Origin of the sequence: [Clostridium] clostridioforme AGR2157, from assembly GCF_000424325.1 — a bacterium.
Lineage (GTDB): Bacteria > Bacillota > Clostridia > Lachnospirales > Lachnospiraceae > Enterocloster > Enterocloster clostridioformis_A.
This window is the reverse complement of the sequence record NZ_AUJR01000003.1, coordinates 54,691-79,937: the sequence shown is the minus strand read 5'-3', so window position 1 is coordinate 79,937 and position 25,247 is coordinate 54,691. Positions and strand designations below refer to the sequence as shown.

Here is a 25,247-nt window from a genome sequence, read left to right as displayed (position 1 = left end):
GCTGGAGCCAGTGCAGTCATGTACAGTATCATCGAAACAGCCAAAGCGAACAACCTGAATGTGTTCCAGTATGCAATTACATACGTAAGTAGGTAACCTTCAGTACCTTGACAAACTTAAGAAATCCCCCAGTGATATACTGAGGGAAAGTCTGACTATTACTTTTTTAGTTTGCTGCGGCAATCGTCCGGAGACCGTTGCACTGGCCTCTGCCCCACTAATATTTTGGAGAACAGCCAGTTGCGTCTTCCTATAGCAAAATATTTAATGCTGCGCCCGGCAGCCGTATTAAATTGCTTCCAGGGCTATCTTGACTGCCTTTCGTATATCCTCTCCTGCCGTACGTATTCCTTGTCCAATATCAATTCTGAGAATGCCGCTTAAATCTGAAGGTATATCCAGATTCCCCTTACTCAGCAATATGACCCGGCCGCTTTTCCTGCCCATTTTACCTATAAAATATCCCAGCTCGAAAATTACATTCTGTCTGGCCCGAGCCTGATTCTCATCGTTAAAATCATCCGGCGTCAACAATACGAATACAATATCAGCCTGGTCTGCCTGTTCTTCAAACTTTTCAATAATCGTCCTGCCGCAATCCGGGAGTTCAGCCAGAATGACCGGGGCTGGAAAGCCCAATGTATTCTGCAGATAATCTTTAAGCTCTATACGAGCCAACGTATCATGTCCATGCACAATAAATATGTTTGCATCACGTTCATATTCCTGCGTCTGTGTCGGTTTTGAACGAAAATTACCATTGTTCCGATTTCCCGGCAACTCTGCCATCCTTGTCACTCCTTCCGTGTCTCCGGCAACATTAACACCTTTGTCACCACTTATCTGGCTGATGATTTTAATGTTCAAAGTACCACCTCCCATCAAGGCATGTCCGCCAAATTCATTCCGCCGTCTCCACTTTTCTGCCATATCATTTTTATATCCCGGACATTCCCCAGTATACTTCCCAGCCCAAATGTTAAAACAGACGGCGTAACGACCCGTACTACTTTTAACACAGTATCTTTTAGTCCCAAAAGAAAACTGCGGGAAATCTCTTCATACTTCAGTTCCATCTCAGATAGCTGTGACTTAAGCTGCTCTATGGTTCTGTCACTGACAAATGCCCTGAACACATATAATTTGTTAATTGCTTCTTTTCCATATGTATCACTGTCCTTCACCAGTGAGTATATCCTGTCAAGCACATTTCGACACTTATCATATTGCTGTGCCTGCATCATGGCCGTCACAGCGTGAAACAGAACCTCAACCAAAAGCGTTTCTTCGTTTGCCCATTCCAAATCATGATATGCCTGCTCAAAAAATGCCACTGCATGCTCCGGATGCTCCATAAGGACCCAGCTGATTCCCATCAGCCTATGAGCAGCATATTTTAAGTAGGGATCGCTAAAAGTGGGTTTATCCACGATATTGCATGCCAGCTGAGAATCATACGTCATGTTCTGGTATTGACCATTCATCATATTCACCGCGCCATAACACAAGGTAGCCCGTACACAATCTGCTTCGCATCCGCCTATGATAGAGCCCCAGTAGGACACCTTCCTGAAACAGTCCATGGATTCCTGATAGTTCTTTTCAACCAGATTATTAACAGCCTCAACCAGTAATGCCCGTACACCTTTCTTACTCGGATCCTGAATCTGAACAGCTTTTATCATATCCACAACCACATCAAAAAGTATATCTTTTCTTATATCCCCGGTGACTGTCTGCAGGGCAACCGTAACCAAAAACTGATTGGGAGCCAGCCTTTCATCATCTGCATATCCAACCAGTGGAAGAATCATCCCCTGGCTGGCCATATCGCTGCGCCGTTTTTCAATTACCTCTGGTAACCGGGCCCCAGCCTTCGGTGCAGCTGTTCCCAACAGTTTGTCCAAAATATCACGGTTATCCTCTGCCGTGAATACTCCCCTTACATTCGTTCCCATCAATATCTGAACTGGTGCGTCTAAAAATGTTCCCATTATCTACTCCCCTCCCCTATTCGTATCTTATCCTTTGCCATGACCCCTGCAATATTATTCTCGCATTTGATACAAAGCTTAAAAGAATCACCAAAATTAATATAAAATAAGGTAAATCTTAATTACATAATACACGATATATGGATAAATTGTCAAAAAACGTTGAAATTAAACCATTTTGTGATGAAAATAGCAGAAAAAGCGCTGCTGCAGAATTAATCCAGAAGAAAGTAGGCTATTACAGGAGCTACTGGATGCGGCAGGACCTGCAGGAGCTGCGCTTTCGGCATGGAGGCATGCAGGCACTATATCACCACCAAGTATATGCGTAATAGCAGAGTCTCTAATAGAGTACCTTTTCAATATCCTCTTTTATCTTCATCTCCAATTGTTTAGCGTCTTCTTCGGTATCTGCGCAGATTGAAAAATATAACTTTAACTTTGGCTCTGTACCCGAAGGTCTGACCACCATGGATGCATTTCCTTCTAACATAAACTTCATCACGTTAGATTTAGGGAGCTCAATTTGATTCTCCCTTCCATCCCTATATTTAATCAGGGACTCTTTATAATCACTGATGGATATCACTTTCAGTCCTCCAATTTGACTTGGAGCCGCGGTTCTGAATCCACTCATGATTCCATCCATTTTTTTAATTCCTTCCATGCCTTCAAAGGTATAGCAGTGAAGGGTATTGAGACAATATCCATATTTTGCATATAATTCATCCAGTACTTCTTTTAATCCTTTTCCCTGGTTTTTATAATATGCCGCCATTTCACTAATCAAAAGGGAAGCGCCTACACCATCCTTATCCCTGACATAGCTGCCGGACAGATATCCATAGCTTTCTTCAAATCCAAATATAAACCGTTCTTCCTCTCCCTTTTCCTCCAAAAGTCCTATTTGTTCCCCAATATATTTAAAGCCAGTCAGCACATTCACTGTATCTACCCCATAATCAGATGCAATCCGCTCAGCCATATCGATGGTAACTATGGTCTTCATCATAAGAGGCCGGCAGGGCATACTGCCGCCGGCATTCCTTCGTTTGCAAATATACTCAAGCAGCAGCATACCGATTTCATTGGCGCTTAACAGCAAATATTTACATCCAGACTTTACCCCCACACCGACCCGGTCACAATCCGGGTCGGTTGCCAGCAGCAAATCACAGTTCAAACGCTTTGCATCGCGAATTCCCAATTCCATCGCCTGCTCAATTTCAGGATTCGGATAGGGACAAGTTGGAAAACATCCATCCGGCATTTCTTGTTCCTTTACGACATAAACATTTTGAAAACCATTTTCCTTCAACACTCTCTTAACACAATACCCTCCAGCTCCATTCAACGGAGTATAAACAATAGATATATCCTTTTTCATTCCCGTTTCGCATAATGCCTGTTCTGAAACAGCCTGAATAAATGCATCTACTGTTTCTTTGCCAATATAGGCAACCAATCCTTCTGCCTGAGCCTTCTCAAATGACATCCGAGCCACATCTGCAAACATGTCAACCCGGCTTATTTCCTTCTGAATCTCCTTTGCAGTCCCAGTCGTTATCTGGCATCCGTCTTTTCCATACACCTTATAGCCATTATATTCTGAAGGATTATGGCTTGCCGTAATAACAATGCCGCCATTACAGTGCAGCTGCCGTATTGCAAATGACAGCGAGGGAGTCGGCATTAATTCCGGATATATGTGAACTATGATTTTATTTGCAGCAAACACACCTGCTGCAGTTCTGGCGAAATATTCTGAATTTAATCGGCTGTCATATGCTATGGAGACATGAATTTCCCCAGAATATTTTTTTTTCAAATAACTGCAATATCCCTGGGTGGCTCTGGCAACTGTATAAACATTCATACGATTGGTCCCAGCTCCCATTATCCCCCTTAAGCCTCCGGTCCCAAATTCCAAATCTTTGTAAAAACGTTCTTCGATGGCCTTAGCGTCCTGGCTGATTGCCTCCAATTCTTTTGTAAGTTCTATATCTTCCAGATTCTGATTAAGCCAGTATTTGTATGTGTCCCTTGCTCTCTCTGTCACCTTACCCTGCTCCTTAATTCGTCTATATATATTCATCACGGTTACAAATCTTTAAATTCTCTAATACCCTTTTTATATCCCCCGTACTATCCTTTTCACAAATCAAAATAGCGTCTTCCGTATCTACCACAACTATGTCCTTAAGGCCAACAGCAGCTATCAGTTTTCTGTCTCCCTGAATTATACAATTATGAGTATTTACTGTAATGACATTTCCATCCACTACATTTCCAAATTCATTTGATTTTTTAATACGCTCAATTGCCAGCCAGGAGCCTACATCATCCCATCCAAAAGCACCTGGTAATATATAGATATCTTTTGCCCGTTCCATTATGCCGTAGTCAATGGACTGGGATTCCATTTTATTAAATTCCTGTTCCAACACCATCTGCTGCTCATCTGTACCGATAGCAGACTGTATTTGCTCCAGTCCTTTGTACATAGCAGGCATAAATTTCTTTATATTTTTCAAAATGGAGGAAACCTTCCAAATAAACATTCCGCTATTCCACAAATACTCCTCCGTAGCCAGATATTCTTTCGCTGCCTCCAGGCTTGGCTTTTCCACAAACCGTTCTACTTTATATGCGCGGCCCTCCATTTCATGATTATTAAACTTAATATACCCATATCCCGTTTCCGGATAATCAGGCATGATGCCAATGGTAACCAGATTGTCTCCCATTTCCGCTATACGGCAGGCATCTCTTAATGTAGAAACAAACATTTTATTAAATTTAATCAAATGATCAGAAGGTAAAACTAACATCAGGGCATCTTTATGCTTTTTGGCAATGTGGACAGCTCCCAGTCCAATACATGGCGCGGTATTACGGCTTACAGGCTCACACAGTATATTATCCTCCGGTATGCCCGGAAGCTGTTCAAGTACCAGATTCCTATAGTCTTTATTTGTTGCAATATAAATATCCTCCATCTTTACCAATGAAGCTATTCTCTCAACAGTCAGCTGAATCATCGTCTTACCATCATCTGTAATGGTCAGAAACTGTTTTGGCATATTTCTCCGGCTTCTAGGCCAAAAACGTTCTCCGCGCCCTCCGGCCATTATTAACGCTGTTATATTCATCCTTATTTCCCTCCAAGCTCAAACTTTTACTTATTGTTGCTTTGATAAGATCATATATTGACCCTTACTGTTTTCCCGTTTATAATAATTCCAACTAATACTAAAAGGAGAATTTCATGGATATCGACTATCTGCTTTCGCTTCAATCACTCCGTTCCATCACACACCAGGTCTTTAACAGCTTATTTCTTTTTACCACCACTTTCGGAGAAGATTTTATAATTATGTCCCTCATCTCCGGCATATACTGGTGTGTCCGCAAACAGTCTGCCTTATACCTTCTCTTCAATTTCCACCTGGGAAACTTTATAAACCAGGCCATTAAAATAACTGTCTGTGCTTACAGGCCATGGATTCGTGATAGCAGGATAACCCCTGTAGAGTCTGCCAGGCCCGGGGCCAGTGGATACTCCTTTCCCAGTGGACATACTGCCAAAGCCATGGCTGTATGGGGCGGCCTAGCTGTACATGATTTCAAAAGGAATAAACCAATAGCAAGCTTTCTGCTACTCATTATACTTGCTGTTGGCTTTTCCCGCAACTATTTAGGCGTCCATACTCCCCAAGATGTAATAGTGTCCCTTATTTTAGGAGGATTCATTCTCTACGGTACTCATTATCTCCTAATCTGGGCAGATAAAAAAAGAGGACGGGACTGGATTACTGCCGGTTGCATAACACTAGCATCCATTCTTCTGATATTCTATGCCAAAAACAAATCCTATCCTCTGGATTATATTGATGGGCAGCTGCTTGTAAATCCCCAGCAAATGATAAATGGCTGCTTCCGTGGGTGTGGTGGTATCATTGGTCTGGCTTACGGATGGATTCTTGATAGAAAGTTGATTCATTATAACGAAACCAGAGGAACCTGGCAAACCAAATTATATCGCTATTTACTGGGTATGATGGGCTTAACGCTACTATTCAAGACATTTCCATCCTTAATATCCTCTTTTATCAGCCCTCCCAAAGCTGCATTCATCAATGGTTTTATCATACCTTTTTATATTACTGCAATCTATCCGATTTTGACTCGAAATCTATGAGCCCTCTCCGTAATTATGACTGGCCGATTTTATACCGGCATAGGCCAGTATCATCCAGAAAAATGGCTGACGATAGTTAATTACTGTCATACTTTCCGCCAAAAGAGCCATATAAACAGGCCAATAGTATACAGGCGCACATTTTACGTTCCTCCAAAGCCACACCATAATCAGGACCATAGGTATTATACCGTAGGAAAACCATATACTGAACAGGGTTGAGTGAATTTCACTTTTCCACACCACTGCCAGCGGAAAACGTTCAAAGGAACCTTCGCCCGCCCCATACAGAAGATATTGTGGATAATAAAGTATCTTTTCTCCGCCACGGTCAATTATCAGCTTTCTGACCCCTCCCTGTGAAAGCAGCGCCAGCTTCTCCTGAATCCTTGTAAGAATATTATACTCTTTATCTTGTATGGTAAACCCCTGCTCCGGCCAAATCATCCAAAGACCGATTATCAATGCCGCTGCAAGAATTCCGCCCATACAACACAAAAATCTGCCGGATATCCGTCCAGCTTTATACTGCCTGTAAATACAAATACAACCAATCCCCGCAGCCAACAGCATCCATCCTAAAAAAATGCCCGTTGATTTTGTAAGCAGAACCAGAAAGCCATCGATAATATAAAACAGCCAGAACGAGCGTCTATGGTGCTCACTATCATAAAAATAAATCAAGAGGATAGTCAAAAACAGCACATATGCCATCTGATTTGGATTGTTAAATGTACCCATATACCTGTTCGCATCCCAGTATTCATAATAAATACGCCCTGCTCCTAAGACATAAACCGCCAGCTGAACAACTAATATAAGCTTCAGTATTCGATTCAGATACAGCAGAAAGTTCTTTTCTCCAGCCACCTCCCTTAAAGTCCATAACAGCATACATCCATAAATCCAATAGGCTGTATTTCGTATGAAATCGTTATGAGGAGACAAAATATAATACCAGCCATTCACCAGAAATACACATACTAAAAATGCATAAAAAAAGTAATCCTCCCTGTATAAAAGTCCATGCCGCTTTTTTTTAAACCTGCGTATCATTGCGCTTAGAAAAGCCGCTGCCAGTACTGCATCACCTACACCCAGTCCTCCTGACGGAAAAAGATACAGCGGTTTTAAAAATACAAATATTAGAAATAGTATGGCAGAAACAGACATAACTTTCCTCCCGGACTGACAGATTATATTAAAAACCTTCCAATATCATATCATCCATTGCAAGACTAAGCTTTCTGAAATCATCAGACTCTCCTGTTTCCCAGGGTGATCTCGCTTCCGGAAAATCAAAATGCATATCCAAAATACCGTTCTGAGGCTTGATACATTCAAACTCAATTTTAGATTTCCCACTTAACACATCAGAATATACACAAACTCCATTTACATGTATATTGACCGGCTGCCTTCCCCCATAAATCATCTTTACATTGATTTCTACTCTTATATTTTCATAATCTGTATCCTCCAAGTCAAAATACATCCCCATTGCCTTATCCGATGTCCACGTAAATCCCCCTTCACGGTCTGAAATCCCTCCATAAAAATATGCACCAATATCCTGCCTGTTTACAGACACTGGAAACCTCGTTCCTAGCTTATATTTACAATACTTAATTGGGACTAATTGGTTGATATCGTAATACTTATCCTTAATTGAATAGATATTGCCTGTCGTACAATGTGTAACTTCATCCGCATCCTTTAAATTAAAAAAATCCAGTCCGTCCGGGGAAGGCACTAACAGCCGATCAAACTCATCATCACAGTATAACCAGATTTGATCCGCCATCACCGAAGATGTTTGGCTGTTCCACCCACTAACAGCGCCTGCTATCACCCACCCGCTTCCACTGTTTAAAGCGTAGCACGGCTGTTTCTCCAAAGAAAATCCATTTAACACTGTTATCAGCATAAGTAAGCCGTCAAAAACAATTAACTTCTTTTCAGCATTTTTAAATTTCGCCGAAAAACAACTCCAGGCATTCACTATAACAACCGTTCCTATACATCCCCAACCATAATACTGATAAATGATAACCTGATATCCTACTCCCATTGGCAGAACCTGATATTTTTCGGATACCGCCATGAGAATAGCAGGAAAAGCCACAAACATAATTCCTATGCCCATAAGGAAATATGATTTATGATTGCTGACAGCTGCTTTACTCCTTTTATTTATAATTGCGTTTAGGCGATTGCGAAACTCTGAAACCATTGAAAACACTGGTTTTTTCGTTTGCTTTTTAATGGCTTCTCCTCAAACTTCCTCAATTTATTGCTTTTTGAAATCTGTGGAAATGTGTATAACTTTACTCGATTTTCTCATTAACAGTAATCGTTCTTATATTAGACCTCGCAAAGCTTATAACTTCGTTTGGAATTTTAAGAGTTATCCACATCAATCGCATTTTGAGTTTCGCAATTACCTAATAATTGCGTTAAGTAAATATATGAATACTGCAGCCAGCAATACATCTCTTACATTTATCTGGCAAAAAACTCCCTTAAAGAATTCGCTGAATGTTCCCTAAAGAACCAATTTACAAAGGGGAGGGGAGCTGATACGGATACCACAAATCCTCTTACCATACAATCAAATATGGAGCCGCCTTCCTGACTTGTCCTTTCCGGGATGGCTCTTCATAAAAAACAAGCAGAAGGATAAGCAGAATAAATGGATATGCAGCCTCATATGTCAGCATTGCCAAAAAGTAAAAAATGACCGACAATATCTCTGCCCTTCAGCAAATACAGAAGTAATTGGAAAAAAACGGCCATGCATTTCTACATGAACGCTAATCCGTTCCCATATAAACTGAATTATGTTCCATTGATTGCTCCCTAAAACACCTTTTATAAATTCATATTTTCTATCATCTGACAAAAAAAACGTGTCTAAAATAAACCATAGATACAAAACAAGAAACACGCCAAATGCTAAATTAAAGAGTGTTTGATTTCTATTGTTCTTAATATCACCAGGATTCCGTAAACGAATCATTCCTGTCTCCAAAAGCATCACTTCCTGCCCATCGCTTCTTTAATCTGCGTGGAGCTGGCACTTTTCGTATATGGGAAAAACTGAATATCTGCTCCCACTTGGTTCAGCTTTTTTTATCTATAATCCAGGACTCATTATTCACGTAATCATCCCCGGAAAACAGACAGTCAAATTTATAAAGTTCCCAAGTCGCTATCTTGTCAATATTATCCATAGTGACACCTACCGCTTTATCTAAACATCTTAATGCCCCTATTATTATAATCTTTCATCCTCTGCCCCCCCCCCCCTATTTCTCATATTTAAAAATTCTTCCATGATTCCTGCAATCGCTATTGATTCCTCTGCTGTCAATTTATACTCACTCTTTTCAAAACCATTCATAGTCGATACAAAGTCACTGATTTCATACCTCAGGCCATCCCCTAAAAACTTGACAAAATACCGTTCATTCTGAGTAGTGTCCTCATAACACACTTCAAACTCCTGTGTCTTCCACCACGGAGCCGTCACCTTAATATATCCTCTAGTGCCGGATATAATCAGTTGTCCCTCTGACTTAACACCCAGTCCTGTCCTGGATTCTGCAAGACTATAAGGATATCTAATATATGCCTTTATGAATGTGTCTACCCCATTGGGCGCCCAGAATCCGTCAAACTTCACTTCCTTGTAATTACTTCCCAAAAGCTTTATAATTGCAAATAATGTATAACTGGCTAACTCCGTAAAACTTCCCCCAGTCTCTGTATCAGTTAACTCTCTCAAGATAGGACTGGTCAGCTTTGTAAAGCATGCCTCCACATCCCTAATCGTGCCAATTACTCCGCTTCTGGCAATACTCAACATCTGTACGAATCCCGGACAATAAGCCGTCTTAATGCCCTCCATTAAAACACAATTCTTTTCTCTTGACAAATCGAACAGTTCCTCTGCCTCGTCTCGTTTAAGCACCATAGGTTTTTCACACAAAACATGCTTCTTTGCCATTAATGACTGTTTCACATATTCATAATGCGTCCCATGAGGTGATGCTATATAAACCGCGTCTATCTGATTAAAAAAATCTTCCAGATTATCCGTATAAAACTTGAGTTCATTATCCTCTGCAAACTTCCTGGCGCTTTCAATTTTGGGGTTATAAACGCTCTCAACATATATACCGCTGACATATTTCACTTCTGGAACCATTCGCTTTGCTATGCGGCCACACCCAATAATCCCAAGCCGTATCAGTGAAAAATTCTTCGCCCTCAACATAGTGCTGGAGACATCTCTCGTTCGCTCCAGATACACCACCTTACAATACTGCTTCAGATAATCAAAAGCACCAATCCAGTCAGATCCCACTGTAAAGATATCCACACCATATTTCTGAATATCCTCTACCTTCTGTCCCACATGATCCTCAATAATTATCTGGTCTGCCAATCCAGTCTGCCTGACATGCTCCACACGTTCCATCAGGGAGTCCATGACATTCAGCTTTCCCCTGGATTCATCATAGTGCTCCGTAGTTACTCCTACAATTAAATAATCCCCCAGTTCCTTGGCTCTTTTCAGTAAACGGTAATGTCCCTCATGAAACAAATCAAAAGAACCATATGTAATTACCTTTTTCATTCGCACTCCATCCTTATAAAACCCATATTCTCTCCGATTTTACCTTATCCAAGTATACTTCACAGGGCAGAAAAAGTAAATAGAAAAGGCTGGAAACCAGCCTTTCAAAAAAGTTCTTTCATTTTATCCGGATAATTAGTGATAACTGCATCCACCTCTGCCTTTAGACACGCTTGTCCCTGTTCCAAAGTATTCACAGTCCATACGTGAACCTTGAGACCTCTTTCTCTTGCCTGCTCCATAACTCCCGGATACTGCAGATTATGGAATGCAGGATGAAGGGCACCCGCGCCAATTTCCTGTGCATAAGCCGATGCTTCATATATTCCATCAGAATACAGGAGCCCTGTAAGTGCATCCGGATTCAGTTGTTTGAGATGAACCATACTATGGTGGTTAAATGAAGAATAGATTACCCGTTTCTCCATCCCTAACCGGCCTGTCAGTTCCAAGACCCGTTCCTCTAGCCCCTCATAAAAATAAATTCCATTCTTTAACTCCACATTTATCCACAATGATGTGTTCTTTAAAGCCTCATATACTTCACGCAATGTGGGAATTCTGGCCTCCCTGTATTCCGGATGGGTTTTATTAAAATGAAACTCCTTCAGTTCTTTCAATGTAAAATCACGTATTAATCCGCTGCCGTTGCTGACCCTGTCAATCCTCTCATCGTGGGCCACCACCAGGTAACCATCGCGGCTCATCTGAACATCCAGCTCAACCCCATCAGCCCCCATCTCTGCCGCCAGCGCAAATGCTTCCAGCGTATTTTCCGGCGCATAGCCGGAAGCCCCTCTATGAGCCCAAATTTCTGTCATATTTCATTGCCTCTCTTCTGTATATGCTTGTCCTCGCCAGCACCAAAGCGGATAAAGTCAAGCTGATTTTCCTCAGGATTGATTATCATTACATCCCAGAGATCCTGTGATACAGTTTCCAGCTTCCGTTCGTAAACAATAGCGCCTTCCGGCTTCTTATCCATAAAATATTCGCATTTATTACATCCAAGGGAAATAATCGGAAAATCCCGTTTTCCGTATATCTGGTCAGCATGGTTATGTCCATGAACATATGCCATAATCCTGTGTCCACCTCTGTTGTGGCTTTCCAAAATATTGATTAACTCCTCTCCATTCCTGATTTCATTGCTCCAGTAATGGATTTCCGGAAGAGGCGGGACATGAGCAAAGACCAATACGGAATATCCATCCGGTGTCTCCTCCAGTGTCCTTTCCACCCATTTAAGTTCCTTTGCCGGAAATCCATACCGCACCTTTTCACGATGGTCAAAGGATGCCAGGAACAGTAGCCTAAGCTTCAAATCGGGCCTGTCCACATAATACCAGAAACTTTTTCCATCCCGTACCACATCAGACGGCAATTCGGCTTGATACAGGTTAAACTGCTCATCATCATCCAGCACCTCAGGATTTCCCGAAAAATAATTGGAATCATGGTTTCCCTGTACCAGATATACAGGCGTCCCCACACTCTGTAATCCGGACATAACATTATGCACATATTCTTCTGTCAGTGCCCTGGGCACCATTCCATCGGTAATATCCCCCAGATGGACAACTGCGTCAAAACCAGTCTGCTCGTGAACCGCCTGTATGTTGTAAAGCGAATCCTCCCAGCATCCGCCAACCACATAATGCGTATCAGCCAGAACAGCCAGTGTCAGAGTCTTTCCCTTTTTCTTTCTCTTTAATACCTTAGTCGCCGTATCCCGTATTTCGTCTGCAAATAATGTTTTTGGCTGATATTCCGTATATGTGGAAACAAAAGAGAGTATATTATCCAGATGTATCCCTGTGTCCGCGGGGATTGAGGCTCCATCTGCCCTTCTCAGGCAGACGCGGAAATATCTGTCGTCATTAAAATAATAGTTTCCACCTCTCAGCTGCGATTCATGGTAATCGTGATTATAGGTTGTCCAGTTTTCTTCCTTTTGGTAGCAATAGGTATAAATATATGTTCCATTTACTTCTGCATTGTAGGTAGCAACTCCATAACGATACGCATCATCATTCAGCTTCAGGTAACTGCCCGCTTGCGCATGGTAAATCCTGTAAGTTGCCATCCATGTATCATCACCGGACTCAATCATTCCGGTATCAGGAGAAAGCTTTACCCCCCACCCCACCCCACAACCAAACCCCACATCTACACCAAGCCCTATATCAGCTTTCAGCTCCTGCAAAACCATTCCCTGTCTTTCCGGTTCCCCTTTCATTTCAAGCCTGGCCGGAAACAGGATATCATTCAGCCAGTAAACATTCTCAATATGAAGATAATACTCATCAAAGCCCATCTTTTCTAATTGTAATGCAATCTCTCGGTAATAAATATTACATATTATAATTCGCAGCTTATCTTTAGGAATTTCCAAGAGTTTCTCAGGCCCGCAGACCATAATTCCATGAACAGACCTTCCCCACTTTTCCCGTCCATTATCAATAATATATGCAGGTCTGAACCTACCGCCGAATCTGCGCATATAATCCTCAAACATATTGCCGGCGCCAAAAATGACAATTAATTTTCCTTCTAACCCATTAAAAGTTTCCGCCAGCCTGCGGCGATATATTTGGAACGGTGTTTCCGGATCAAAAATCCCCGTATGACGCGGTACTCTCAGTTCCTCAGATGGATACTCCATATATTTTCCCATCATCATACCCAATAACCGGTCATATCCTGCCGGAACATCGAATTTACAGCCTTCAAATGATAACTGCGCTGTTTCATTGAAATCACTCCGGTAATACACCTGATAATCATCTGCATTAAAAGCCGCAGTAAACGGGCGGACGTAATATCCTTCCTCTTCCGGGCAGGCTGCACATGCCTCCTCATAGCTTCTTAAAAGCTTTTCCCTGCCTTCCCGTTTAATAATCATCCGATATGCATACTTCTTTAATCTGGATAATGTCTGAAATTCCGGTCTGCCCTCACCGAAAGTTTGAATCAGACAAAGTCTTTTATATATTGCAATCTTTCGGAGCTGGTTCTTACGCTTTTCCTCATTTTCAAACACATAATCCAAAGCCAGTATATCTATCCATATTCCCCAATTATTGCTGCCATTAATCTCCCAATATTCGGCTCCTGTGGTATTGATGTTACGTAATCTGCACATGCTTCCCCGGAATATGCCCGAATCATTTTCGTTGGTATGAAGCGTATATGGAGCGCTTAATTCAGATGCCGCCAGTTGTTTAAAGGTATTATAGTCTCTTCGCGGCATAACAACATCCACGTCATCATCCCATGGGATAAATCCCTGATGGCGCACCGCCCCCAACAATGTACCTGACCAGAGATAATAACGAAGCTGGTGTGCATTACAGAATTCTTTAAAAACCTGCAATAGTTCCATCTGTACTGCCCTTGTTTTCCTAGTTCTCACCGGAACTGTGTAACCACATAAATTGTCTGCCTTTACGTCAATCATGATATTTTCCCTTCCAAGTTCAGTAATAATCCTTCATTACAGTCCATCTGGTTCGGTTCGATTTCATTTCCACCCAACAATTAGCCCCAAACTGTAAAAAATAATCGAAAATATATCTTCAAGCTTAGATTATACATTATTCACTTAAAATATTATAAAAACAATAAATAGTAGCAATCTAATGCCATTAATAATAATAAAATTTTATTATGAAAAATAACTTCAACAGGATCCCCAAAAGAGCCTTTTTCAATATCAAAACTATATCTCATAAAAGTATCATGACTAGTGGAACGCTCCAAATCACATCTATTGTCATTCGATCTATTGTTTTTATGTAATACACCATAATGAGTAAATTTATTTCTCCGCTTTCCCAGAGCCAAATAAAAAGCTGCTGCTATTACAGTTAAATATAACCAAGAGGAAATTTCGATATTCAATATTACCCCACCATATAATACCCTGATTAAAAAACCAGAAACCAATATCAATATGTCAACGAATGGCACATGCTTTAAACTAACACTATACAAAATATTTAATACCATATAAATTCCAATCCAAAAATGCACTGACAGCCTTCATAAACACGATTTGAATAATTATGACTTGTTACGCCTGATTTTGTCTACATCCATAAGGAGTTACTTAAGAGTGGCATAACACTGTAGCGTAAACGCACCAAAGCCGGTACCTTGACAAGTTTCGGGCCATTTTGCATGGCCCGTTGAGCCTTATTTTTGTAGTTTTAGGATATTCTCTGGCGGATAACAATTCTAAGGAGCCGAAAAACAGCTGGTAATTATTGGTTTTTTGAAACTGTTATCCACAACAGTCTGTAATTACCATCCCCGCGAAGGCTGTAATTCACAGGGAACGGAACAGTCTGGGGATAACACCATGAATTGTCGCATGATCAAGCTTTGATATAACAATTCATAAATTTAAAAATCGGAGAATTGCACAAAATCACATAGCTTTTGGCGGATTCCTCATTTCTGAAATGGGGTTCTTTGCAATGACTTCCAATCCCTGCATCAGCATCTGGTACTGATCTTAGTAATTGGCCTTTGTAATGCCGTGCCGACTGCACCAGGTTTCTACATTCATATCAGTTGGACGACTTTGACATTCCTTGATCAGATCAGCCCACTGTTGTAGGCGAACCTGTTCAGCGACTAAACTGGTTTCTGTTCTCATGACTAACCTCCTGAATTAGAGTCAAAAAAGTATAGTACTTAACTTTTTTAGACTTTATAGTTCATGGAACTATTATGTCAGAGGTTGGGAAACTGTACAAGATGCCGGCGTTGGAGCGTTTACATTTAAGCTATTATGGCAGGAGTATGTAGATACCTGCCGGTATGCCGGCAAGCCGCCCTATGGCTACTCCCAGTACTGTAAACTGTATCAGGATTATGTCCACAGAATAAACTGACGATGCATATCCAGCACAAACCTGGTGACAAGCTTATGGTGGACTGGGCAGGAACCGCGCTCACCCTTTATGATAAGGTTATACTGAACCCGGATAATTTAAAAGTCGGGATTCTCAGTAACAAAAAGTATGAAGACCCTGTCGTAAACCGCTCTTATCAGGAATTGGCAGACCACTATCAGACAGCGCTGCCCGCACGGGTTTTTAGATCGGCCCACTGTTGCAGACGAACCTGTTCAGCAACTAATATTGCCACTTATATCATCAATCTGCATCACATTCATGAAAAAATTCTGATTTCAATAATAACTCTGCATTACAGTTTATCCGAGTTAAATCATCACCAATCCACTTATAAAAATTTTGATATACCTCATGCCTACGATTGTCCGACACAAACCTATCTTCCTCTTTTTGGAAAACATCCCACAATTCAATTAATCCATATCGCCGTTTCATCTCATGTATGGGAACAAGTTTCTCTGCATCTGGTATAAAATAATATGTATACATTAATGCCCTATACATCGGGTATAAAGCTGGATAATCTTCCATAACAAATTCCTGATCAAAATATAGTAGCTTTCCATTTACATAAAAACAATTAAATGGAACCATATCCACATAGCACCTCTTAAGGATAGGCCCATATTCCACTACGTTTCCCCCCACTTCAGGAAACTTATTTTCTTCCGCTGGAACTAGTTCTGAAGATTTTAGTATATTTTGATATATTAATTCAAATATTAATTCGAATGCATCTCCATCCCCTAACATTACTAACTTTCTAAGATAATCTGAACATGTTATTTTAGGTATAAACGGCATAATTATATCATCATTTTCCAAATAATGAGGAACAATAGTAATTCCATGCTTCTTTAGCTCCATCATATTATCATAAACTGCTCGTACATTTGATATCCCCTCTCGGTACAACGCCCTCTTTCTTACTCTACGCTCCTCCCCTCCTGAACTATAAAATACACTCGTAGACATAGCATGATATTTTCCCCTATCAGTTGTAACTGCTGCAAATATGGTAGTACTATATTTCCCATCTAGGCTACACTCCGTAAGATACGAATTTGCAAAAAATGGAAATACATGATTATCAATCAAATCCTCATACAAATTATTTTCCGAAGCCACCAATGTATTTTTATTGAGATGATAAAATAACAAACGCTCCCCTAAATCCTTTTGAGGTAAAAATTCATCTGAATAAATCATTTGAGGCAATTTATAATCTGGCAGTGGATAGTAAAACTTCACAGCTTTAAATCCTGCACTGCACATTATATCATATAGTTCCTTTTTGCTAAATGTATAACCTCTAGCCCCTTGCGGATAATGATTAATTCCAGCATATGGCTTTCCCGTGTAGGTTTCCACTTCACCACAGAAGTAACGAAGTCCATATCGGTTTTCCACAGCTGCCAAAAGCTTTCCATTTGGTTTAAGCAATGTCACAATCTTCTTCATATATCTATGATAATCTTCAAGGGAATTACTCCCTCCACATTGACGTTCCAAACTGCCAATCATCACAATATAATCAAATTTTTCTGCAAATTCCATATCAAACAAATTGCCAGCATATACATCCAAATTTTCTCTATTCGAATGGCGTTTACAGATAGTTTCTGCTTTAAACAATCCATATTCAATTGTTGTCACATGCTTACCATGCTTACAAAGTAGTCCTGTTAACGCACCGAATTCCCCACCAATCTCTAAGATTGACCCATTCTTACTCCATTCATACCAATTTAAGATTGATGCTCTCATATCCGATAAATGATAGAATACTTGCCATCTAGCATCCATAGCCAGCACTTGTGAAAAGTCTCCACTAGGATTATCCTCAATATAGGAACGAATATCCCGATTAACCTGGATTTTTGCTTGCCCTTTTCCTGTTCCTTTATAATATTCTTGATGAAGAACTGCCATTTCATCTCCTCCAAAAGTCATTTTATATTCTATCTGCGATATAACAAGCACAATACATAACAGCAAGCCAAGATTATCAAAACAATATCTTGATTCGTACTGTATCATGTGAGTTTGTAAACTATAACCGGATACAGCTTTACTAGCTTGATTCTTACGTCTTGTATTTTAAACTGTCAGTCGGTACTACTGTGCCTATTATCAATATTTATAAAAATCGCCTAAATATTGATTTCTATTTAATATTTCATCTCTTATAATTATATTTTTAAAGGTATTATTTTCAATATTAGTATATTGACTTATAAGCATGCCAAATATATCACGAGCATAATCTCTTTCTATATCCGGTACACCGTCCAATCGTTTTAATGCATCTTTAGCAAATAACATTATACCCTCCTGTGCATTCTGAACGTATTTTAATTCCTCTTTATTTCTTGTCTCGTTTCCCAATAAAATTTCACCATCACTTCCAATATCTGACAATGTTGGTTCTAAGGATGTCAAAATACTTTCTATAAATAAAGAGTGGTCTTCCATAAAAGAATCTGGCTCCAAATAACTCTCAATATCTAACTCATTTTTTTCATTATCATCAGTAATAAATCTTGAAAAGTATAAACCTTTAAAATTTTTATTACATAGTTTAGACAGCGCTAACTGGCATGTTCCCGATGCAAATAAGTCAAAAAAAGCTGTATTTTCGTTGGCATCTACCCCCAATGCCTCTATATATTTTAAATACCCTTTTTTAACAACATTAGCTTTATTTAAAATCTCCGAACTAAAACTTTCTATATACTCAAAATCAGACCTGTATTCGTCAACTTCTCTTTCATACAAATTTTCCTCCTTTAACATGAACCTATTTATCAACATTTCTTTAACATTTCCACAAAAATACTCCTTTGATAAACTGTTGATGTCCGATACATTATTTATGCGAATCATATTACATACTCGTCTAGATGTATAAAAATATATAGACCCCGGTAAATCCTTCAGTTCCAAACTTTTAATAATTTCTAAATATAATTTTTGTATAACATACCCATCTCTTGCTGAAAAAATTACGTTTTTTATTTTATTTTTTTTCAATTGAGAAATAAACCAAAACATAAAATCAAGCACTATAGGACCTAAAAAAACATAACCTATATCATGTGCACTCTGAATTCGGACAAGTCCATTTGTACCTTCCAATGCATATGGAGAAGAAAAAATGTGATTAATAATTACCTGTAAATAAACCATCTCTAATTTAGATTGAGTATCTTTATATAAATATCTATAAGAGCTATTAAGAAGCATTTCAATAGGCGAATATATACGAAAGACAGAAAAATCTGCATCTTTTGCAAAACATTCTCCCACACTGCCAATAAATAAAAATGTATCTTTATTAGTACTGCTCCTCCTTAAATTCTGCAGGCTAACAAGAAGCTCATCTCCCTGTCCTTCACATAAAACCAATTTGTCGCACAAATCTTTGTATGTTCTACAAAAGAATTTGTACTCTATTGAACTTCTCGACTTTATACACAAAACGACCTTTTTATCTTGATTTGCCGCCCATTTCAAATCATCTATCAGTACTTTTCGAACAGTATAAAAAAAACCATTTTTACCAATATTCTCCATTAATATTGTTTGTAAATCAAAACAAACTATATCATGCTCATCAATACTTTCTCGAAGTTTTTTTTGTGATATCCAGTGACTTTCATGGTCCCTTACAGGGATCACACAATCATCAACATTTAGTATTCTTCCATCCACCGAATACAACTTTATATGATTCTTTATGCAAAAATTTCCTACCCGTTTCCTTATAATCTCCGTATTATTCAAACTCGCTGCAATTATCATAACCCTCGAGCCTGATTGGACAACCTCATCATGCTTTAAAACCGGAATACCATAGTAACTCCCCTCAAGATCCAGTCTATCTATAATACCCGTAAACGAATATTCTTTAAAATTCTCAATGATTAACCTTGCATATGCCCCTTTTCCATAAATTAGTATTTTCTCTCCCAAATACTTATGAAAATTTTTATGAAAATTATCTAATATACTCTGCTGTCTCGTCATCTTCCTACCTATTTATTTGCTCGCGCATATCAGTAACTAATTTGTGTACTTCTTCAAAACCTTCCAAGTCCTCTTCCCATAAATTCCATCCCCATTTGAGCTCCATGATATGATACGAATATATTTTACAAAAAAAGTCTCTTAAGGTTAACGAATCAAAAATATCTGTTGATTTCGATAATACTTCAACAAACTCTTCCATTGCCTCTTTCATTTTAGCATAGTTATTTGACAAATTATTCCCACAAAATGTATGAGTAAAAATCTTATCTTCATTAATAATAAACTTAGCTCTCTTTTCAAACATGCTAATCCACAGGAAATAGTCGTCTACTCCATTCTTTTTCAAAATATAGCGTTTCCAGCACTCTGGTATCGCTGTTTTTTTTATCATTACCTGCCCTGGAGATATAATCCTATTATCGCATACAAGTGCAGACCATTCGTCCACGCAAAACTCTATTCTACCGAAATGAGGATAAATCAGGCCTCTGTATTCCCTATCCGTTGTATAACCATTACATACAACTGCATCCCCTTCCTGAATTTGCGCTAACTGGCTATGTAAATAATTGTCCTCTAAAATATCATCTTGATCCAAAAATACAATATATCTTCCAGAAGCAGCTCTCAGGCCATCTACCCGCGATTCATGTATACCCTTATTTTCTTGATGATTTATCACTTGAACATCTAAGACTTTTGTCAATATAGAAGACAGATCAACAAAATCATCTGGTTTATCATTTACAATTATAAGTTCTATCTTCATCTCAGTGTCAATACTATAATTACGTTCAAGCATTTTTATAATGCCCTCGACATAACTTGTTCCATTATAAATGGGTACAATTACGGATACAAACTTTTCATGATTTTTTGAGATTGATTTTTCAAAAGAGCTGATTACCTCTTCTATTGATATAATCGGGCATGAATATCTTTGTTTTAATTCATTCGATACCGTTTCAAAATCCATAATCGGTGTTACCACAACTGCATCTGTTTCGGGCAATATATCATCAGACAGGCATTTTATTGAAATATCGGCTATTCTTTTTTTATTGCTATCAATAACATAATCAACGCAGATTTCACTTTTCTTCAACTCCTCATGTAATCTATGTCCTAATTCTCCCCAACCATAAATTACAATATGAACTATGTTATTTCTCTGAAAGTAATCCCCGATACTTTTTCCATTGTTTTTTAATTCCAACCAGTGATTTGTAATATCAAAATAACGTTTAAATTTGTCAACTCTGGCTTGTAGATACTCTAATTCCCTTTTATATTCTTCCACTTGCCCGTTTAAATCCACTAAACCTTCCCTTTGGCTAATTAGGGCTCCTGCATATTTCCAATAATACTTATTAAAATCAGCACAGTTATATCCAATATTCCAGGGTTTCGCCTTATGGTCACCAGCATAATGATAAATAATGGGTTTTTGCTTTAAAGGCAATACAATATTTCTATAATACTCAGAATAATCTCTTGCCAGCACCACCTCGAAATTATACACAAACGCATTTACATATACAAGCTTTTTATCTAATAATATATTCAATATATCTTGGTCGTGAAACGGAAAGCTCTTACCACTCTGCAGTATTTCTATTACTTTTTGACGTGTTACTACCTTCCGCCAGGCACTCATATTCATCAAAATAACACCAGCGTTGAAGTAAGTTCCTTCCTTTGACAAACCAATTCTACTTCGTATATTCTCTTTAAAATTTGCAATGGTATCCGCACACACAGCAGCAGCATTTCCGCAAAAATCTATATTATAAAATTCCTCCAATGAACCATCCACAATTATATCCGCATCTAAATACAATATCCTATCAATATCAGGAGGTAAAATCTCGGCCGCGAGCAATCGATAATACGTTTCTATGCTCAAACCTGGAATATCAATTTTCACATCACAAAATATACTGCCTTCTACTAATATCGCGTTCAGCTTTTTATGTATATTTAAATCATCAGTTTTCTTCTTACAAAAGTCTTGTAATCTCATTACGTCAGTATCATCTAATTCTGAATGTAGTAAATATACATTTGTTTCAACAGAATTGTTTGTGAATAAAGATTCCAATAGAACCTCTAATTTTGAAATATATTGCCTATTTATCGCCACTAAAATATTCATCGTTTTTTTCCTCAACATCAATTTATAAACCACTTCTAGCAAAATTATAAAAAAGTATCTTTTCTACATCTACCCCCATTTTTAACAGTTGGGCAGTAATTTCGACAGGGTAATTTATTGCTGTAATAACGAATACAGCATCCGGGTATTTTTTAAAGGCCTCTTCCGGCCTAACAATCGGAAGTCCCTCAATATTTAATCCCGCAATATTAGGATTATTATCGCAAAAGCACTTAATTCCTTCAATTCCTCCAGCTTTTAATGCCTTCATAATCATCTTCCCATAACGCCCAACTCCAAATACGACAACTTCATTAGAATTCTCGAGCCTACCTAATATATTCCTATGATAAGCTGACATTGAGTCATTTTGCATCTGTACTACATCAAACTGTTCTGCATCAGGCACAATATTCGCTCTGATTTCATTCATAATATTTTCAATGTTTATGTCACTCATCTCGTACCTCATTTCTTGTAGGTTTCAAGAAAATTGCATATATTCTTGATAACAACGCTCCAGGTATAATTCTTTCTAACAAAATCCACACCATTTTCGCACATCGCTTCATATTCGCGATCATGTGTAAGCATATAATTAATTACCGCCTCAAACTCCAGATAATTGTTATAATACAATCCTGCGTTACTTCTTTGGCACTGCCCTCTCATTACATCGCAATTTCCATTTACAATTACAGGCCTCCCTAAAATCATACTTTCCAGCATCACTAATGACAAGCTTTCATTAATTGAATTATTGACCAAAAATTTTGCGCCCTTAATCAGCGCTGTTTTTTCCAAATCACTGATAAAGCCAACATGTATGATATCTTTATGTATTGGAACTTTAACACCATCTTCTTTCCCAACCAAAACTAATTTCAATTTAGATGCGTTTCTTTTCTTGTAATTCAAAAAATAATCAAATAATTTCTGACAATTTTTAGAGTCCGATATTCTTCCCACATAAATCATGTATTCTCCATACTTCTTAGCAATGGAATTATCAATTTTATCAATGTCTGGTTCATCAAATCCTACACAGGTTACCATCTCTTTCTTATCAGAATTAGAAAATACACTTCTCACCATCTCTCTCTCTTCATAAGAATTATATATAAACCCTTGAACTCCTTCAAAAACTTTCTCATATGATAATGAACGTATTGATATTGACTCATGTACCGTTGGTATAAACAGTCCATTATTTAATCCCGTCTGTAACCCTAATGAGGAGATATATGTTCCATATGAAAAAAAGATAATGGCTTGATATTCTTCATAATGATTCTTTATAAAATCAATTAGAGCGGGACAATACGGTCCATTTTCCACAAAGTACTGGTTCGGTTCTTCAAGCTCATTTCTAATCATTAACTGATAAAGCTGACCTGCTAATGCTGGTTTTTGTTCACGTTCAACTCTAAACCGTCTTACCAAAACACCATTTATTATTTCGCAGCCTTCATGATAATAATTATCCCAAGGTTCAACACTATTGGCACATGAGGTAAATACTTCGACCTCATACTTTTCTTTTAGATGTTCTGCAAGCATCCTACAATGTAATTCTGCCCCGCCATTTACCTCTAAGCCGTAGCGATGTACCGCAAATGCAATCTTCTTTTTTCTAGGCATGATTCTATTTACCTTTACTGGAAGTGACCAAATAATATGACTTTCAGATACCCCATTCGCCATCAACTCTTTTTTTATTTCCATAGCCACATGCTCTTTTAGAATAGCTATAACTATATAATCATAAGAACGTATATAGCACTCCCATGTATCTACAACATCATAACCTTTAGCCGCATATTCTTTGTACTTTTTGTCTACCCATGCCACCAGTTTCACGTATGGACGACTCAATATCTGTGCAATATAATCCTGCCCAACAACCCCCGCACCATAAACAACTATTTTACTGCCTTTTGCAATCTTATCAAACGGAAATAAGTAATAGGGTTTCATTTCTGACTGACTGGACTCTAAAATTCCATTTAGCAAATCGCGGTCACCCTTATTTAACAAATATTTCATATAACTATTTAACTGACTCATCAAAATATTCGTAATTTTCCTATGCTGAAAGAATACCTTTGCCAACTCTTTATACAATATCCCTATCTGTTCAAAATAGTTCAAATTCCTTTCGGTTGTAATAGAATCTGCCCTTCTTCTATAATGATATAAACATTCATCTGTCACATAGACACTATCTGCCTTTAATAATGCTGGATATGTGCAAGCCATATCCTCACCATAATTTATACGATTATTCACAGACATCTGACAATCATATATCACCTCTCTGGAAAATATTTTTGACCAGACATTCGGCCTGATTCCAGAATCCCCTGTTGATTTATCATAAAGCATAGTTTCATATAAGTACTTATCTAACATTTCCCCACTATAATACCCAGACTTCATCGTATCAATGTAATTGCTCTCCTCAGTTCCAAAATCCTCTATAAAACCAGCCGTGACGATATCTGCCCTGTTCTCTGCTACATATCGCATTAATACTTCATATGTATTGTCAGATAACCAATCATCTCCATCTACATAGGTAATATAACGCCCACGTGCTATTTCAATACCAGCCTTTCGCGCTGATACGAGTCCTCCATTTGTCTTGTGTACAACCTTTATTCTGGAATCTCTTTTAGCATATTCGTCACACATGGCACCACAGTTATCTGGTGAGCCATCATCTACTAAAATAACCTCCAAATTTTTATATGATTGCCCTAAAATACTTTCAACACATTGCGCTAAATACCTCTCTACTTTAAAAATGGGAACAATTACACTTAACTCAATCATGTAAATAACTTCCTCCTATAATCATATTCCAATTATTTTTTTAATTTGCGTTGAACTAGTAGTCTTCGTGTATGGGAAAAATTGGATATCTGCGCCTACCTGTTTAAGCCTCTGCTTATCTATAATCCATGATTCGTTATTCACATAGTCATCTCCCGAAAATAAACAGTCAAATTTATATAATTCCCACGCTGACATTTTATCAATATTATCAAATGTAACGCCTACTACCTTATCCACATATCGGCATGCCCCAATAATCTCCAAACGTTCCTCGAACGGTATATATGGTGCTTTTCCTTTAAAATGAATCACTAGTTCATCCGTTAATACCCCAACTATTAAGTATTCACTGTTTTCTTTTGCTCTCCTTATTAAATTTAAATGCCCAATATGAAATAAATCAAAAACTCCTGCAACGTATCCTATATTATATCTTTTCATTTATCTCTTTATCCTTTCC

At 38.5% G+C, this 25,247-nt stretch carries 19 protein-coding genes and 1 pseudogene; 2 read left to right on the top strand and 18 right to left on the bottom strand.

The features are described from left to right. Positions 1 to 288: 288 nt before the first annotated feature. Positions 289 to 867, bottom strand: coding sequence for a nucleotide-binding protein (locus tag G614_RS0100350; protein WP_027640325.1), 579 nt, complete (start codon positions 865 to 867; stop codon positions 289 to 291). Between the two features lie 14 nt (positions 868 to 881). Continuing rightward, positions 882 to 1,994, bottom strand: a complete 1,113-nt coding sequence (locus G614_RS0100345) for a hypothetical protein (protein WP_027640324.1) — start codon at positions 1,992 to 1,994, stop codon at positions 882 to 884. A gap of 237 nt (positions 1,995 to 2,231) precedes the next feature. Between G614_RS0100345 and G614_RS34890 the strand changes: the two are divergent. Next, positions 2,232 to 2,324: pseudogene (locus tag G614_RS34890) on the top strand (AAA family ATPase); the annotation flags it as partial. A gap of 13 nt (positions 2,325 to 2,337) precedes the next feature. Here the strand turns inward: G614_RS34890 and G614_RS0100340 are convergent. Beyond that, positions 2,338 to 4,053 (bottom strand): phospho-sugar mutase, encoded by a 1,716-nt coding sequence (locus G614_RS0100340; RefSeq protein ID WP_027640323.1) that lies wholly within the window; start codon positions 4,051 to 4,053, stop codon positions 2,338 to 2,340. A gap of 22 nt (positions 4,054 to 4,075) precedes the next feature. Continuing rightward, positions 4,076 to 5,146: a mannose-1-phosphate guanylyltransferase gene (locus G614_RS0100335; protein WP_027640322.1), complete on the bottom strand. Its 1,071-nt coding sequence runs from the start codon at positions 5,144 to 5,146 to the stop codon at positions 4,076 to 4,078. 116 nt (positions 5,147 to 5,262) lie between these two features. Here G614_RS0100335 and G614_RS0100330 point away from each other — a divergent pair, with 116 nt between their 5' ends. Next, the gene (locus G614_RS0100330) at positions 5,263 to 6,195 is read left to right on the top strand and encodes a phosphatase PAP2 family protein (protein ID WP_027640321.1); all 933 of its coding nucleotides are present in this window, start codon (positions 5,263 to 5,265) and stop codon (positions 6,193 to 6,195) included. On the opposite strand, the gene G614_RS0100325 is transcribed toward G614_RS0100330, so the two are convergent. The 14 genes from G614_RS0100325 to G614_RS0100265 all read right to left on the bottom strand — a co-directional run bounded on the left by G614_RS0100325 (position 6,190) and on the right by G614_RS0100265 (position 25,228). Then, the gene (locus G614_RS0100325; RefSeq protein WP_242827962.1) at positions 6,190 to 7,089 is read right to left on the bottom strand and encodes a hypothetical protein; all 900 of its coding nucleotides are present in this window, start codon (positions 7,087 to 7,089) and stop codon (positions 6,190 to 6,192) included. The genes G614_RS0100330 and G614_RS0100325 overlap by 6 nt on opposite strands. Before the next feature lie 307 nt (positions 7,090 to 7,396). Then, positions 7,397 to 8,428, bottom strand: coding sequence for a hypothetical protein (locus G614_RS26455; RefSeq protein WP_242827961.1), 1,032 nt, complete (start codon positions 8,426 to 8,428; stop codon positions 7,397 to 7,399). Positions 8,429 to 8,908: 480 nt separating this feature from the next. Further along, the gene (locus tag G614_RS32305; RefSeq protein WP_242827960.1) at positions 8,909 to 9,226 is read right to left on the bottom strand and encodes a hypothetical protein; all 318 of its coding nucleotides are present in this window, start codon (positions 9,224 to 9,226) and stop codon (positions 8,909 to 8,911) included. Between the two features lie 246 nt (positions 9,227 to 9,472). Next, on the bottom strand, positions 9,473 to 10,837 hold the full coding sequence (locus tag G614_RS26440; RefSeq protein ID WP_044917246.1) for a Gfo/Idh/MocA family oxidoreductase: 1,365 nt from the start codon (positions 10,835 to 10,837) through the stop codon (positions 9,473 to 9,475). Between the two features lie 104 nt (positions 10,838 to 10,941). Beyond that, a complete protein-coding gene (locus G614_RS0100305; RefSeq protein WP_027640319.1) occupies positions 10,942 to 11,658 on the bottom strand; it encodes a glycerophosphodiester phosphodiesterase in 717 nt (238 codons plus the stop codon). Continuing rightward, a complete protein-coding gene (locus G614_RS29175) occupies positions 11,655 to 14,297 on the bottom strand; it encodes a LicD family protein (protein WP_049948032.1) in 2,643 nt (880 codons plus the stop codon). Before G614_RS29175 ends, G614_RS0100305 begins: the two co-directional genes overlap by 4 nt. A 152-nt stretch (positions 14,298 to 14,449) precedes the next feature. Then, on the bottom strand, positions 14,450 to 14,848 hold the full coding sequence (locus tag G614_RS30965) for a hypothetical protein (RefSeq protein WP_155245003.1): 399 nt from the start codon (positions 14,846 to 14,848) through the stop codon (positions 14,450 to 14,452). 508 nt (positions 14,849 to 15,356) lie between these two features. Continuing rightward, entirely contained in the window at positions 15,357 to 15,500 is a 144-nt protein-coding gene (locus tag G614_RS30960; protein ID WP_155245002.1) for a hypothetical protein, read from the bottom strand. Between the two features lie 502 nt (positions 15,501 to 16,002). Beyond that, a complete protein-coding gene (locus tag G614_RS26430; protein WP_044917244.1) occupies positions 16,003 to 17,694 on the bottom strand; it encodes a class I SAM-dependent methyltransferase in 1,692 nt (563 codons plus the stop codon). Positions 17,695 to 17,895: 201 nt separating this feature from the next. Next, positions 17,896 to 19,791 carry a hypothetical protein gene (locus G614_RS0100285; RefSeq protein WP_027640318.1) on the bottom strand — a complete coding sequence of 632 codons (1,896 nt, stop codon included), beginning with the start codon at positions 19,789 to 19,791 and terminating at the stop codon, positions 17,896 to 17,898. A gap of 4 nt (positions 19,792 to 19,795) precedes the next feature. Next, positions 19,796 to 21,949, bottom strand: coding sequence for a glycosyltransferase (locus G614_RS0100280; protein ID WP_027640317.1), 2,154 nt, complete (start codon positions 21,947 to 21,949; stop codon positions 19,796 to 19,798). A 22-nt stretch (positions 21,950 to 21,971) separates the two neighbouring features. Beyond that, on the bottom strand, positions 21,972 to 22,409 hold the full coding sequence (locus G614_RS0100275) for a nucleoside-diphosphate sugar epimerase/dehydratase (protein ID WP_027640316.1): 438 nt from the start codon (positions 22,407 to 22,409) through the stop codon (positions 21,972 to 21,974). Positions 22,410 to 22,417: 8 nt separating this feature from the next. After that, positions 22,418 to 24,784 (bottom strand): glycosyltransferase, encoded by a 2,367-nt coding sequence (locus G614_RS29170; protein WP_049948031.1) that lies wholly within the window; start codon positions 24,782 to 24,784, stop codon positions 22,418 to 22,420. 21 nt (positions 24,785 to 24,805) lie between these two features. Beyond that, entirely contained in the window at positions 24,806 to 25,228 is a 423-nt protein-coding gene (locus G614_RS0100265) for an adenylyltransferase/cytidyltransferase family protein (protein ID WP_027640314.1), read from the bottom strand. Positions 25,229 to 25,247 lie beyond the last annotated feature (19 nt).